At 65.3% G+C, this 14,561-nt stretch carries 8 protein-coding genes; 2 read left to right on the forward strand and 6 right to left on the reverse strand.

Annotated features, from left to right (window positions below; genetic code table 11):
* Nucleotides 1–67: 67 nt before the first annotated feature.
* Nucleotides 68–1,654 (reverse strand): hypothetical protein, encoded by a 1,587-nt coding sequence (locus PMI40_RS21390; RefSeq protein ID WP_008119803.1) that lies wholly within the window; start codon nt 1,652–1,654, stop codon nt 68–70.
* Between the two features lie 104 nt (nt 1,655–1,758).
* Complete coding sequence (locus PMI40_RS21395; RefSeq protein WP_238540996.1) at nt 1,759–3,429, reverse strand: HD family phosphohydrolase; 1,671 nt, start codon at nt 3,427–3,429, stop codon at nt 1,759–1,761.
* 390 nt (nt 3,430–3,819) lie between these two features.
* Between PMI40_RS21395 and PMI40_RS21400 the strand changes: the two genes are divergently transcribed.
* Complete coding sequence (locus tag PMI40_RS21400; protein WP_008119807.1) at nt 3,820–4,593, forward strand: 3',5'-cyclic-nucleotide phosphodiesterase; 774 nt, start codon at nt 3,820–3,822, stop codon at nt 4,591–4,593.
* A gap of 27 nt (nt 4,594–4,620) precedes the next feature.
* Here PMI40_RS21400 and PMI40_RS21405 read toward each other — a convergent pair whose 3' ends face one another.
* From PMI40_RS21405 to PMI40_RS21420, 4 genes are all read right to left on the reverse strand, one after another.
* Nucleotides 4,621–5,421 (reverse strand): FecR domain-containing protein, encoded by an 801-nt coding sequence (locus PMI40_RS21405; protein ID WP_008119809.1) that lies wholly within the window; start codon nt 5,419–5,421, stop codon nt 4,621–4,623.
* A gap of 8 nt (nt 5,422–5,429) precedes the next feature.
* Nucleotides 5,430–9,224: a filamentous hemagglutinin N-terminal domain-containing protein gene (locus PMI40_RS21410; protein WP_008119812.1), complete on the reverse strand. Its 3,795-nt coding sequence runs from the start codon at nt 9,222–9,224 to the stop codon at nt 5,430–5,432.
* A 1-nt stretch (nt 9,225) separates the two neighbouring features.
* A complete protein-coding gene (locus PMI40_RS21415; RefSeq protein WP_051001868.1) occupies nt 9,226–10,881 on the reverse strand; it encodes a ShlB/FhaC/HecB family hemolysin secretion/activation protein in 1,656 nt (551 codons plus the stop codon).
* Between the two features lie 432 nt (nt 10,882–11,313).
* Nucleotides 11,314–13,587: a CHASE2 domain-containing protein gene (locus PMI40_RS21420; protein WP_008119816.1), complete on the reverse strand. Its 2,274-nt coding sequence runs from the start codon at nt 13,585–13,587 to the stop codon at nt 11,314–11,316.
* 130 nt (nt 13,588–13,717) lie between these two features.
* Here PMI40_RS21420 and PMI40_RS21425 point away from each other — a divergent pair, with 130 nt between their 5' ends.
* Entirely contained in the window at nt 13,718–14,560 is an 843-nt protein-coding gene (locus PMI40_RS21425) for an aldo/keto reductase (protein WP_008119817.1), read from the forward strand.
* Nucleotide 14,561: the final 1 nt, after the last annotated feature.

Raw genomic sequence — 14,561 nt, forward strand, 5'->3', positions numbered from 1 at the left:
GGCAAGGCGGCGACCGGGAGGTCGGGGAAAGCCGCGATTCTACACCGGCCGGCGCCTGCGATCCGGGTCAGTCGCGCGAGTAGATGACCCGCAGGGCGATGCGTCGTTCGTCGGCCGGCAAGTCGGTGACCGCGCGCAGATAGGCGATCGAGGCATCGCAGGTGGCGCCGGGGTCGGCCTGGCGGCGCTGCGGCGACGACAGCAGCTTGAGCTGGTCCTGCGTCAGCGGTGCCAGCGCACGGCGGATCACGCGGGTGCGCTCGGCCAGCGAGAAGCGCACGGCGTTGGCGCCGTTGGCGTCGCGCATGAGATGTTGCGTCATGGCCAGCTCGCGGTTGGCGAATTCGGGCGACAGCGCGGCCTGCGGCGCTTCGCGGCCGGCCACCGCATCGCTGCGCGAACGGGGGTAGATCAGTTCGGTGCAAGCGGTGGCACTGATGCCGCGCAGCGCCACGGCCTGGTCCAGCAGCAGCTGCTGGAACTCCTGCAACGATTGGTCCGACGCGATCGGCAACAGCTTGCGGCTGAGCAGGCCGACCTGCTCGCGCCCGACCGCCGTGATCTCGGCATCGGACGCATGCGCCTGCACCCGGGCCCAGGCCAGGTCGATCAGGCGCGCGAAGTCCTGCGGGTGGTAGCGCGCCATGATGTCGAACAGGGCGGTGCGGGTGAATTCGTGCTCGAGGATGCCGCGGGTGGTGGCGATGGTGGCCAGGCGCGCCGTCTCGCCGCCGTTGCTCAGGCGCGTGACCACGCCGGCCTGCAGCAGTTGCCCCAGTTCGGGATACCAGCTATCGCGCGGCGGCGTGTTGGCGATGTGTTCGATGAACTCGCGCGGCAGGCCGAACTTGCGGTAGGTGTCGAGGGTCAGCTTGCGGTCGAAGCCCTTGTTGATGCGATCGTCGCCCCCCACCGTATAGAGCGTGTGAAAGCCGATGTGGGCGCGCGGGTCGATGGCGCGCTCGCGCCCGGCCAGGAAGGCCAGGGTGCAGGAAGACGAACATTCCTGCTCGACATAGGTGTCGAGCCCGCGGCGCCGGATCACTTCACCCACCAGCTTGCCCTCGCGCACCCAGCCCCCGGCCGAATACAACACCACCGTGCGCACCTGGGGCGAGCGCTGCAACAGCGCCTCCAGGCCCTCGGCGGCGCCGTCGTTCATGCCTCCCTGCAGCAGCACCGACCTGCCATCGACCCGCAACTGGTAACTGACCGGTGGGCCCAGTTGCCTGCCGCGCGCGATATCGAACTGCTGGCGCAGCGAGTGGCGTGCGTTCCAGCTGCTCGATACCACGCTGATGGCGCCGCAGACGATCAGGAACTTGACCGCCACTTCGGCCCAGCGTCGCCCGCCACGCGCCACATGGCGGCTGGCCGACATCCAGCAGCCGCGCACGCCCCAGGTCCAGGCCACGTAACTGAAGCCGGCGATGACCAACACCCCACCGACGCCGTAGCGCGCCGGCATATCGTTGGTCAGCCGCGCCAGCACCGAAATGGCGAATGCCGGCAACAGCGACGACAGCAGCACCGTATGCAACCAGTAGGAACGGCCGAGCGAATAGTCGCCGCGCCAGTGGCGGCCGATGAAGCTCGAGCGCTTTTTACCGGCGCGAGCAGCAGGAGAAGCGGGAGCGATTACTGCCTGGGACAATACGGTTCCTCGATACGCATGGATGCAAGGGGCGCAGCCGGGTCACCGACCGCGCCGATCACCCGGCAGCATAACCCAGATGCGAACGATTCCACCCGCCACCCTCATGCCGCCCCGGAAATCTTCGACAGGTCGACCTCGTCGATCTGGCTGGCGTGCATGAACTGCTCCGCATAGCGCTGGTAGACCTTGTTGCGGATGAAGATATCGAAGACATCGGGGTCGATATGGTTGCGCGCCTTGAAGCCGGACAGGATATCGATGGCTTCGTTGAGCGTATTGCCGCGCTTGTAGGGGCGGTCGGCGGCGGTGACCGCCTCGAAGATGTCGGCCACCGCCATGATGCGCGCCGGCACCGACATCTGCTCGCGCGTCAGGCCGCGTGGATACCCCTTGCCGTCGACCCGCTCGTGGTGGCCGCCGGCATATTCGGTGACGTTGCGCAACTGCTTGGGCCAGGGGAGGGATTCGAGCATCTTGATCGTCACCACGATATGGTTGTTGATGATCTGGCGCTCGGCGTCATTGAGCGTGCCGGCACGGATGCGCAGGTTGCCCGCTTCTTCCTCGTCCAGCAGCGGTCGCAACTGGCCGTCGGGTCCGCGCCAGTGACGCGCGGCAATATCGAGCACGCGTTGCTGGTCCTCGGCGCGCATGCCTTCGGTGCCGAAATTGCTTCGCCGCAGGAAATCACGTTCATCGTCGAGCTGGGCCAGCTCGGCCTGCAGCCGGGCATCGAGCTCGGCACCGTGCTGCGGGGTCAGGGCCGGGCCCAGCGCAAGCTTTTCGTGCAGCACGCGGATCTCGGCGTCGCGCTTGATGACCTCGAAACGGGTGTCGATGAGATGGATGCGATCGAAGATGGTTTCCATCTTGGTCGCTTTCTCGACGATATGGGTGGGGGTGCCGATCTTGCCGCAGTCGTGCAGCAGGCCGGCCACCCACAGCTCGCGGCGATCGGCCTCGGTCATGCGGAAACCGGCCAGCGGTCCCTCGGTCGTGTCGTGCACCGCCTCGGCGATCATCATCGCCAGCTCCGGCACATGCTCGCAATGGCGGCCGGTGTGCGGCGATTTTTCGCCGATGCCCACGTTGATGAGCTTGATCAGGCCTTCGAACAGGCTTTCCAGGCGCAGGATCAGTTGCTGGTTGGCCATGGCGATGGCCGCCTGCGAGGCCAGCGCCTCGATGAAATGCCGGTCGGTCTCGGAAAACGGCTCGGCCTCGCCGGTCACCGGGTCGATGGCATTGACCAGCTGCAACACACCGACCAGTTCACCCTCGTGGTCCTGCATCGGTACGGTCAGGAACGACTTCGACTGGTAGCCGTACTTCTCGTCGAACAGGCGCATGCCGTTGAAGTTGAAGTCGGTGGCCTGGTAGACATCGGCGATATTGACCGACTTGCGGGTATTGGCCGCATAGGCGGCCACCGCCGACAGGTTGGGCTGGCCGTCGGGCAGCGTCAGCGCGATGTTGGGAATCGAGATCGGCTCGGCGCTGGTGCCGCCCTGGTGCATGCGCAGGGTATCGTTGATCGAGATGTAGAACATCAGGCTGTGGTCGCTGTCGTCGATGCGATACAGCGTGCCGCCATCGGCGCGGGTGATGTCCTTGGCGGTGAGCAGGATGCGCTCGAGCAGCCGCGGGATATCGCGGCTGTTGCCGAGCGCCCGGCTCAGCTCGGTGAGCTGGTCCAGCCGGTACGAGATATCGCGCTGCTTGTCCATGGCTTGGGCCGGCACGTTAGTGGATGGGAATTCGGGTGCGTTCATATTGCCAATCGTTTATCGACCATGCGGTGCGCCCTCGCGGCGCGTTGGCGCGTTGTGGCGTTTTCGAGGATGCTCTGACGGCATCCTGCGGATTGTAAGGCCGCGCCTGCGCCGTGCTTACCGCGAGCTTGGGCCGAAATCGCCTGCAATTCTGCGGCTTGTCCTGACAACCCGATGACATGCCTGGCCGGGCCGCGACACCGGCTGCAACACCGGGGCTGGACAGCAGGTTCTTTTCGTTGATTTAGAGGCCCGAATAAATTAACATCGACCACTGTTGCAAGATTTGCCATAGTTTTCGCAAATCCAGTCGGGACGGGGGTTTCCGGTCTGCAACCAGAGTCGTCGCAAGGGGCTTGCACGGCTTACAACATTAACGATGGCTTTGACATGCGTGTAGAAATTCTCGGTTGCAGCGGCGGTATCGGCGGAAACGGCATGCGCACTACCTCGCTGCTGGTCGACGACGATATCCTGGTCGACGCCGGCACCGGCGTGGGCGACCTGCCGCTGCAGCGCCTGGCCGGGATCGACCATGTCTTCATCACCCATGCGCACCTGGACCATATCGCCTGCCTGCCCCTGATGGTCGACAGCGTGGGCGACATGCGGCGCACCCCCATCACCGTGCATGCCACCGGCGAGACACTGGAAATCATTCGCCGTCACATCTTCAACTGGCACATCTGGCCCGACTTCAGCCAGATCCCCACGCCGCAGGCCCCTTTCCTGCGCTTTACCACGATCGAACTGGGCCAGCCGGTGCAACTGGGCCAGCGCAGCATCACGCCGCTGCCGGCGATGCACACGGTGCCAGCGGTCGGTTACCACCTGCACGACCACGATAGCGGGGCTTCGCTTGCCTTCAGCGGCGACACCACCACTTGCGAGCCGCTGTGGGAAGCGGTCAACGCCATCGATGACCTGCGCTACCTGATCATCGAGGCTGCCTTCGCCGACTGCGAGCGCGACCTGGCGCTGTTGTCGAAGCATCTGTGCCCCAGCCTGCTGCATGCCGAACTGGAAAAGCTGCACAGCCGCCCTGAAGTGCTGGTGACCCATGCCAAACCCAGCCAGCTGGCGCAGATTACCCAGGAGATCGCGACCGGGGCCGGTGCGCATCAACCGCGCATGCTCGCGCCCGGCACCGTCCTGCAATTCTGACGCCCCGCATCCGGGGCGTCTTTCACCTTACTGGACCACGCACACCGGCGCGCCCTTGGCCACGCCATTGCTGCCGTTGCTGTTGTTCTGGCTGATGCTCGGCGGCATCGTGAACTGCAAGCCATTGGCTGGCGGCACGATGATCGGTGCCTGGTTCATGCCGGGCACAAAGCCGAACTGCCCGGCGTTGAACAATTGCTGCCCACCCTGGTTGGACACCAGCACCGCCCCGCTCGAGACATCGACATACAGCCCCGGCGGCGGCGCGACACCGGTGGCGGTAGGAATGCCGCCGCAATCGGCCTGGCAGAAGATGGCGCCGAAATTGGTGCCGCGAATACCGATGGTGGCGGTAGGCGTATTGAAGTTGACGGCCTCGTGGTTACGCTTGCCGACCAGCCCCGTCACCGCACGCAAGCCGCCCTTGACCAGGCCGATGGCGACCGAGTCGCTCTCGGGCTTCTTCTCGTCATAGACATACTTGTCCACCGACACTTCGCTACCCGGGCGCAGCACGATCTCGGCATTGTCGACGAACTTGACGCGGGTATAGGTCTCGCGTTCGGTGATGAGCGTGTCGCCCTGCAGGATGGCCGACTTCAGGCCCAGCACCTTGCGCGTGCCATCGGCGTGACGCACGCTGAGCACACCCGAGAGATGGGTGACCTGGCCCACTACCTGCTGCGCGTGCGCGGCCATGCTGGCGCCCAGCAGCGCCAGGGCCAGCGTCCACAGCAGCAGTTGGCGCCACAAATGGCTACTGCGATGTGGTTTCGAAAAGTTCATTGCCTGCCCGGTGCTGCCATTGATGATGATGGTGTTGAACATGTCGGGCCTCAGGTGCACATCGGCAGTTTCTTGGGCGCCGTGGTAGCGCCCTCTTCGCCGAAACTGCCGCCGCCGCCCTGCGCGGTGGCGCCGCCCTGCTGGACGTCGCCATCGCTTTTCGTGCCACTGCCGATTTGCGTGATGTTGACCGTGCTCGCCAGATTCTGCGCCTGCTGGCTCTGGCTTTGCACGACGGTGGCCGACGTGGCCGGCGCCGACGTGGGTGCAACTTGTGTCGGTGTTGGTGTTGGTGTAGGCGTCGGTGTAGGCGTCGGCTGCTGCGGGTTCGGTATCACCGCGGCGCCACCGCCTTGCGCGTAGGACACCCCTGCTGCATAGGTCAGCGCGCCAGTGGCCGACACCGTGTAGGTGCCGCTGGCCACCACATTGGCATTGACGTTGATGTTATTGCCCGCGACCAGGTTGACGTTGGCGCCTGACAGTACCCCATTGATCGCCAGGTTGCTGGTGGGGTCGTTGGGCGCGCCCGCGGTCAAGCCTATATTTCCACCCGCACTCACGCCCCCCGAACCGATGGTCAGCGGACTATGCGTGGCCAGCGAGACATTGCCCGTGACGGTCTTGACCTGGCCGCTGGTGTCGATCCCCAGCAGCGCCAGCTTGGCCGCCGCCGTGTTGCTGGTGAAGGTGGGCAGGCCCGCCAGGAAATCGGCCTTGCTGCCGATGGCCGCGGTCTGCATGGCGCCGGTGTTGTCGATGCTGACGTTGCCGGTAGCGGTGCTGATACCGTTGAGAACCACGGCGCTGGTGTCGGTGCTGTTGAGGCGGTTGGTCAACTTGATATCGCCCTGGCCGCTGTTATTGGCGGCGAACGCGGCGATCTGGTTGTCCGAGCCACCCGACAGGTCGATGCCGTTGACCGCAGAGGCGATCAGCTGCGTCTTGACGTGCAGGGAGGTACCGCTCAGCTGGTCGATGGCACCGGACTGCGAATCGATCACCAGGTTGTTGGCGGTGATGTCACCCACCGACAGCGTGCCGCAGCTGCTGCTGCTCAAGGCGGCGTCGGCCAGGGTCAGGGTGCCGCCGCTCTGCGAGAACGATTCCGACACGTTCAGGCGCGAACCGGCAGCGCCGTTGACCGTTGCCGTACCCGATACCGACAGGCTGGCAAGGCGCACGCTGCCGTTGAGCTGCATACTGGCGTTGCTGATATCGACGCCGATGGTCGAGCTGACGTTGTTGAGCACCAGGGTCGGGCTGTCGGGGGTGGCCACGACCAGTGACCTGAACCCCTCGCCCGGGCTGTCATCGCTACCGGACAGGGTGATGGATCCGCCGCCGGTGGTATTGGCGTTGAGCGTCAGGTTGGAGCTGCCGTACATGTACACACTGCCGTCGATGATGGCGGTGCCGTTTGCACTCAGGTTGCCGCCGGTCATGCGCACATAGCCGGAACCGGTAATGTTGGTGCTGCCACCGAGGATCGTATTGCCGCCGCTGACTTCGAGCTTGCCGTCGACGAGGGTGCTGCCGGACACGCTGAGGTTGCCGCTGGTGACCAGCACACCGCCGTTGCTCTCGATGGAGCCGGCCTGTACCACCAGCTTGTTCAATGTCGCGGTGGCCACGTCGCGGTCGATGAGCAAGGCGCCGCTGTCGACCAGCTTCAGGCCGCCGGCATTGGTCATGTTGAGCGTATGGGCGTAGTCACCGCCGTAGGCGCCGAGACCTCCTTCGCCGTAATAGCCGTAGTTGGCGGCCACCACCACATAGCCGCCGTCGGCCACCAGCGTGCCGCTGCCGGTGACGTTGGTGGTACCGGCGCTATGGTCGGCGCCACCGAAGCTGACATTGGCGCCGTCGTGATTGGTCAGGTTGCCATTGAGCACGAGGGTGCTGGACCCTCCGGTAGTGAGCGTGCCGTTATAGTTGTTCTCGAAACCCGTATTCACCGTGAAATTGGTGTCGCGCAAGCTCAGGTTGCCCTGGTTGTCGACATTGTTGACGGTCGCATTGTTTACACCGAGCAGCGTCACATTGCCCACATTGGTGAGGTTTCCAAGCTGGAACAGGGCCGCACCCTCGGCATTCACATTGGCCTCGGCCAGGGTGGCAAGGCCGGTGGCAACCAGCGAGCTGCCGCTGCCCAGGGTCAGGTTGGCATAGCTTGAAAGCTCGATCTGCCCCGCGCGCAGGCTGCCACCGCCGATATCGAGGGTGGCATTGTTGCCCAGGCCGAGGGCGCCGTTTCCATGGCCGGTGGAACCCTGGTTGACCAGCACGTCGCCGCCGGTGCGCACGGTGACGTCCTGAGCGATCTGCACCCCGAAAGTGCCGCTGTTCTTGTCGCGATAGTTGGTGGTCAATACCAGGCCCATCGGCAAGCTGTCGTTGCTGGTGATGTTGGCATTGATGCTGATGTTGGCGTCGGCCTGCAGGGTCAGCGTGGTGCCCTGCCCATGGGTGTTGGTGATATCGGCATTGACCACGATATTGCCGCCCGTGCCGTCGCCGCCAGTGGCCAGCACCACGCTCTGGTTGGCATCGAGCATCTGGTTGATGGTGCCGTTGCTGATCTGCGAGGTGTCGCCGTTGGAGGTGATGACGTTGCCGCTGCTGGTCACGTTGCTGGCGACGTTGTTGCCGGCCACCACTTCCAGGTTGTACGGATCGATATACCAGGTGCCGCCGGCACCCACCGTAGGCGCCCTGACCACATCGAGCTGCTGCAGGCCGGAGGTCTCGACAAAGCCGCCGTGGCCGGTCGCACCGGTGGCCGACACCGCACCGTCGATGAAGGCCGCTCCTTCCGAGTACAGGGTGACATTGCCGCCGCTGGTGCCATCGGCGGCAATGCTGGAGCCGGCACTCGTGGTCAGGTTCTGCGAGGCGCGCAGGAAGATGCGGCCGCCTTCCTTGACCACGCTCGATGCGCTGATGACGCCACTGTTGTTGATCAGGCCCGCAGCCACGCCGATGCGGCCGGCATCGGCCGTGATGGTACCCAGGTTGGTCACGCTGCCGGCGCTGCCGGTGACCTTGACCGTCACGCCGGGGGTGGCGGTGTCGGCCAGGGTAACGGTGTCACCGGCGCCCAGGATCACCTGCCCGCCGGCACTGCGGATGACACCGCTATTGCTGACACTGCTGCCGACCAGGTAGACGCTGCCCCCGGTGGCAGACTGGATGGTGCCCTGGTTGTCGACCGCACCGGCCACCGCCTGCTTGGCGAAATTGAACTTGCCAGCCAGGAAATCGCTGTCGCTGATGTTGAGCGTGGTGCCGATGAAGCGGCCCACATCGACCATGCCACCCGGGCCGATCACCAGGCCGTTCGGGTTGTAAAGCACCACGGTGCCGGGTGCGGCCAGCTTGCCGTAGATCTGCGAAATGTCGCCGCCGGTCACGCGCGCCAGCAGTGCCGCCAGCGAACCGGGCTGGTTGACGTTGACGGTGGCGTCCGAACCGACCGAGAACGAGACGAAATTGGCAATCGCCTGCGGCGAGAGCTGGTTGATGTTCAGGGTGTTGCCGTTCTGGGTAAAGGTGACGTTGCCGTTGACCACGCTCCAGCCGGCCGGCAGCGTACCGGGCGCCGGTGCCGCCGCCAACGCCGGCATCTGCCAGGCGCCGCACACGGCGGCCGTGGCGATCGACACCTTCAATGCCGGCGCCAGCACCCGTTTGAACGAGCGTCGCAACAGGCCCGACAACAGGCTGGGCAGGCGCAGCCGAGGACGCCAGGTGAGCCTCAGGCGGCGTCGACCTGCCCGTATCAGGACCGAGGGCGGCACCAGTTCGATGGCGGGCTTGGCGAAATTTCTTGTCGTCTTTGTCATGTTAGAACCCCAGGACAGCGCTCAGGTGGGCATTGAGGTCGCCCCGTTTTTCCGTGCTGGCGCCACCGTTCAATTGGACCCGTGCCACATCCAGGCGCAGGTTGAAGTCGCGGCCCAGCGCATAGCGCGCGCCAAGGCCGATGCTGGCCACGCTGACGGTCGACGCCAGCGTGCTGCCGCCGGTGTTGTTGTTGAACCCGCGCCCGGCATCGATGAATCCCAGCAGGCGCAGGCTGCCCTTGACTTCGCTTTTGGCCAGCAGGTCCGGGGTATAGATCTCGCTGTTGACGATTACCCCGCTATCGGCTGCCACCGCGCGTTCGGTAAAGCCACGTACCGCCGACGCCCCCACCAGGCCGACCTGCTCGACCGGCACCAGCGCATGGGGTGACACCTGCACGGTACTGGCCAGGCGCAATTGCCAGTCATTGGCAAAGCCCTTGAACAACGACGCGCCGCCACGCACGATGACGAAATGATCGGCCGCGCGACGTCCGCTGGCGAACACGGAGTAACGATCGGTGAGCCCGGTACTGCCGGTACGCGCCGCGCCGGTGGCGATATTGCGGGCGATGCCGAGGTTGTAGTCGAGCACCTGCCCGATGCTCTGCTGCTGGGCACTGTAGGTCAGCGACAGCGGCAGTGTCGAATAGGGTGCGCAGCTTTCGATGCCGGCGCTGATGCCCAGCAGCGAGCAGGTCGAATCGACCTTCTTGTAGTCGGCGCCGAACACCAGCTTGCTGGTTCGTTCGCCCTGGCGCGCAAAGAAGTGGTTCCAGCGCATCGCATAGACGTTGCCCTTGCCGGTGATGGCCAGCACCCCGCCCAAGGTGGGCGACTGGCCCGAGGTGACATTGGATTTGCCGTAGATGAAATCGATGCTGTCACCGATGCCGTACAGCGGCACCCGGTAACCCAGCGAATAGAGATCGACCTTGGAACCGGCGGGGCTGTCGGGCGACGTGGTGTAGGCCACCGTACCCACATGGTCGCGGTCGAACAGGTTGGAGTGCTGCAGCGCCACGCCGGTGCGAAAGTGTCCGGTGTCGGCCGTGCCGCTGTTGTCGACCGTGAGCATCACGCGCAACGGGTTGTAGTCGGTGACGTTGACGGTGGCGTCGATCCCGCCATCGTCGGCGGTGGCCAGGTTGACGTTGACCTGCTTGGCCGGGTTGTCGTTGGCCAGTTGCACCGATTCCGAGATGCGCCGCAGGTTGGGCGTGCGCCCCTCTTGCAGCCCAGGGATGCTGGCGCGGATGTTGGCGGCGCTGAAATGCTTGTTGTCGGCCACGGTGACGCGCCCGATCACGGTCTCGACCACCTCGATGCGCACCACGCCAGCGCTCAGTTCCTGCTCGGGCACGAACACCTGCACGGCGCTGTAGCCGGCGCCGCGATAGGCCGCTTCCAGCGCTTCGAGCGCCTTTTGCACGTCGCCATATACCCGGCCGGTGCCGGTGTAGGGATTGACCGCGCGCTCGAGCTCGGCCGGCTTGAGCAAGGTGTTGCCCTGGATCTCGAAGCGCCTGATCTCGAATCGGTCGACGGCCTCGGCCATCGGCTCCTGGCCGGTGGTCGCGGGCGATTGCGCGAATGCGCCCAGCGCAGCCGTAGCCAGCGCCATGCCCATGACGGTGTGTTGAAAGCGTTGTTTCATCCCTGTGCGAACGCCCGTGATCGGGTCACTCGCCTCCCTCTTCCTGTCTTTTCGGATGCGCCGCCTGCCGACGACGCCCGTATTTTTCCCATGGCCCGCTGCCGGCCCGTGGATCGATTTTCGTGCGACCACAGGCTCCCACGCCACGCCAGGTGGCGACCTGAATCATCTGAAGATCAATGCAATTCCCCTGCGGCGAGAATCAGGCAGACGCCCGCCCTCCGGAGGCGCTGCTGCATTTCTTGACGCGTGTAAAGTATAGATATTCGCATTGCGGGCGTCGACACAAATCGCTAAAAAACCCCGCCACCATTGGCCTGGACCCGGTTTTTGCCACGCATTGATTTCCACGCGGAAATTATTTTTGGTCACTTGCCGCACCGATGTCCAGATCGACAATGTCAATCTGGACATCGGTGCGGCAGACCACTGCTATTTGGTATCGAAGGTGGTCACGCCGTCCCAGTCGGGCGGCGGCGGCGCGCTGCGAAAGTGGGCGATCCGCTCCAGGTAGAGCCAGTACAGGCCATGGGGCGACTTGCGGTGCAGCTCGTCGATGATGCGTTGCGCCTCATCCCACTGTTGCGCGCGCACCAACGCCAGCGCCGTGTGCCATTGCGCCAGGTCGGCGCCGGCATCCGCATCGAGTTCGCCTTCTGCGGCCAGCGGCTCGAAGATCGGCACCGGTTCGTTCTTGCCCTTGACCCGAACCCGATCCAGTTCGCGATAGACGAAGCCGGGCGCTGCATCACGCGTGGCCTGCCCCACCAGCACCCCCACCCCGTAGACCTTGGTGATGGATTCCAGGCGCGACGACAGGTTGACCGCGTCGCCCATGACGGTGTAGGCGCGCCGGATCTTCGAGCCCATGTCGCCCACCCGCATCGAGCCGGTGTTCAAGCCGATGCCGATCTTCAGCGGCGGCCAGTTGCGCAGCGCGAACTGCTGGTTCAACAGCACCGTGGTCTGCTGCATCTGCAGCGCCGTCGTCACCGCCCGCGCGGCATGGTCGGGCAGGTCCAGCGGCGCCCCCCAGAACGCCATGACGGCGTCGCCGATGTACTTGTCCAGCGTGCCGCGGTTACCCCGTATGTCTTCCGACATGGCGGTCAGGTAGGCGTTGATGTATTCACGCAATTCATTGGGTTGCAGGCTTTCGGAGATGGTGGTGAAGCCACGCACATCCGAGAACATCACGGTCAGCTCGCGGATCTCGCCTTCCATGTTGTAGCTGGCCGGGTTGGCCGCCATTTCGGCCACCAGCTCGGGCGCGACATATTCACCGAACAGGTTGACGATGGCGCGGCGGTTGCGGTATTCGAACAGATAGCCCCAGCCCAGGTTGCTGATGAACAGGGCCGCCACCAGCAGCAAGGCGGTGGCCAGCGGCAGTACCAGACCACCGGCGTCGTACAGCCAGAAATTGAACGCGCCCAGCCCGCCGCCCACGGCCACGGTCAGCACGATCGACCACAGCGGCCCCAGCATCGGCAGCAGCACGCCCAGCACCAACCCGATCAGCAGCACCTGGACCAGGTCGTAGCCGACGGCGAATTCGGGACGCTGCTTGAAATCGCCGTCGATGATCGACGCGATCAGGTTGGCATGCACCTCGACCCCCGGATAGACCGGGCTGACCGGCGTGGCCCGCAGGTCGTTCAAGCCCGGCACGGTGGTGCCGACCAGCATGACGCGGCCATCCAGGTCCTGGTGTGGCACGCGCCCCTTGAGCACATCCACGGCCGGCACATAGCGGAACGCGCCGCCGGCCGGGCCGCCGTGGCCGCGATAGGTGACCAGCGTGGTCAGATGGCGTTCGACCGGGATGAACAGCGGTTCCGGCTTGACGTCCATGGCGATAGCCTCGAGTGCGCCGTAGTCGCGCAATTGCTGCTGCGACAGCAGCGCGTCGTCGTGCAGGAACACCGGCTTGATCTGCCGCCCCCGCAACGCCACGCGCGCCGTCGCCAGTGCCAGCGACTCATAGAAATTCTCGCCCACCTGCGCCACTAGCGGCACGGCGCGAATGAGGCCGTCGTCATCGGGCAGCGGGTTGAAGAAGCCACCCGAGCGCGCGGCCTGTTGCAGCTGCGGCAGGTTGGCGCCGTAGGCACGCCAGCGGGTCACGTCCAGGCGACGCCCGCCCAGGTCGGCCACGGTGAAGGCCGGGTCCGGCAATTGCCCCTTGGCGATGGCGCCGGCTTCATTGGACAGGTTGTAGCCCATCACCACCGGCTGTCCCTGGAGGGCCGCCGCCAGCCGGGCGTCGTAATCCATCTCGGACTTGAGGCCCTGCAACTGGCGCCCGAATTGCGGCACGTCCTTCAATTCCCCGTGCGCCAGTTGCTCCAGCCGACTGTAGCCGGAACTGGTGTCGGGCTCGGCGAACACCACGTCGAAACCGACCGCAGGCGACAGGTAGCCTTGCGTCATCTGCCGCACCAGCTGGGCCACCACGTCACGGCTCCAGGGCCAGCGCCCGACTTCGGCAATGCTCTTTTCGTCGATGTCGACGATGACGATGCGCGGATCCAGCACCGGCTTGACCACCCGCATGCGCAAGTCATAAAAGAACAGGTCCAGCCGCCCCACCCACTGGCCCGGCAGGTACGCCGTCACCTGGGCCGCGGCGACGGCCGTCAACACCAATGCCAGCAACCAGCGCGCCCAGTACTTGGCCCCCGCCTGACGCAATCGACGCAACATCACTTCCCCCTGGATCTAATTGGCTGCGATCATGCCAGCAGATCGGCGCGGCCACAATATTGCCCTTCGGCATCAGTGAACGCCGGCGCGCATCGGCCCTCATATCGACACACTGACCACAGGAGAAGCAATGAAGCAGATTCCGAGCACGGTATTGCGCAATGGCGCGCGCATCCCCACCCTGGGCCAGGGAACCTGGAACATGGGCGAGGCCGCCGCCAGCGCCGCGGCCGAGGTCAAGGCGCTGCAGGCCGGTATCGCACTGGGCATGACACTGATCGATACCGCCGAGATGTATGCCGACGGCGGCGCCGAGAAAGTGGTGGGCCAGGCCATCGCCGGGCGTCGCAACGAAGTCACGCTGGTCAGCAAGGTGTTGCCGCACAATGCGTCGCGCCGCGGCACCACCGCCGCCTGCGAGGCCAGCCTCAAGCGCCTGGGCACCGATCATATCGAGCTCTACCTGTTGCACTGGCGCGGCACGCACCCGCTGTCGGCCACGGTCGAGGCGATGCAGACGCTGGTGGCGCAGGGCAAGATCGGTGGCTGGGGCGTGAGCAACCTGGACGTGGACGACATCGACGAGCTGCTGGCGCTGGAGCAAGGCGACCAATGCCTGGTCAACCAGGTGCTGTACAACCTGAGCCGACGCGGCATCGAGTTCGACCTGTTGCCGCAGGCGCGCGAACTGGCCATGCCGGTGATGGCTTACTCACCCATCGAGCAGGGCCGCATCCTGGACCATCCGGTGCTGGCCGCCATCGCCGCACAGCACCGCGCCAGCCCCGCCCAGGTGGCCCTGGCGTGGGTATCGAAGCAGCCCGGGGTGATCGCCATTCCCAAGGCGGCCAGCGAAAAGCACGTTCGGGAAAACCGGGCCAGCCTGGAGCTGGACCTGTCGCCAGCCGATCTGCAGGCGCTGGATGCGGCGTTCGCGCCACCGCGACGCAAGCAGCCGTTGGCCATGCTGTAGT

The organism is Herbaspirillum sp. YR522 (assembly GCF_000282575.1).
In the GTDB taxonomy this organism is placed as follows: Bacteria; Pseudomonadota; Gammaproteobacteria; order Burkholderiales; family Burkholderiaceae_D; genus Herbaspirillum.

Bases quoted from the DNA above. Each gene is read 5' to 3' on its own strand.
- PMI40_RS21395 (WP_238540996.1), bottom strand. From the start codon at position 3,429: ATGAACGCACCCGAATTCCCATCCACTAACGTGCCGGCCCAAGCCATG.
- PMI40_RS21400 (WP_008119807.1), top strand. From the start codon at position 3,820: ATGCGTGTAGAAATTCTCGGTTGCAGCGGCGGTATCGGCGGAAACGGC.
- PMI40_RS21405 (WP_008119809.1), bottom strand. From the start codon at position 5,421: ATGTTCAACACCATCATCATCAATGGCAGCACCGGGCAGGCAATGAAC.
- PMI40_RS21410 (WP_008119812.1), bottom strand. From the start codon at position 9,224: ATGACAAAGACGACAAGAAATTTCGCCAAGCCCGCCATCGAACTGGTG.
- PMI40_RS21415 (WP_051001868.1), bottom strand. From the start codon at position 10,881: ATGAAACAACGCTTTCAACACACCGTCATGGGCATGGCGCTGGCTACG.
- PMI40_RS21420 (WP_008119816.1), bottom strand. From the start codon at position 13,587: ATGTTGCGTCGATTGCGTCAGGCGGGGGCCAAGTACTGGGCGCGCTGG.
- PMI40_RS21425 (WP_008119817.1), top strand. From the start codon at position 13,718: ATGAAGCAGATTCCGAGCACGGTATTGCGCAATGGCGCGCGCATCCCC.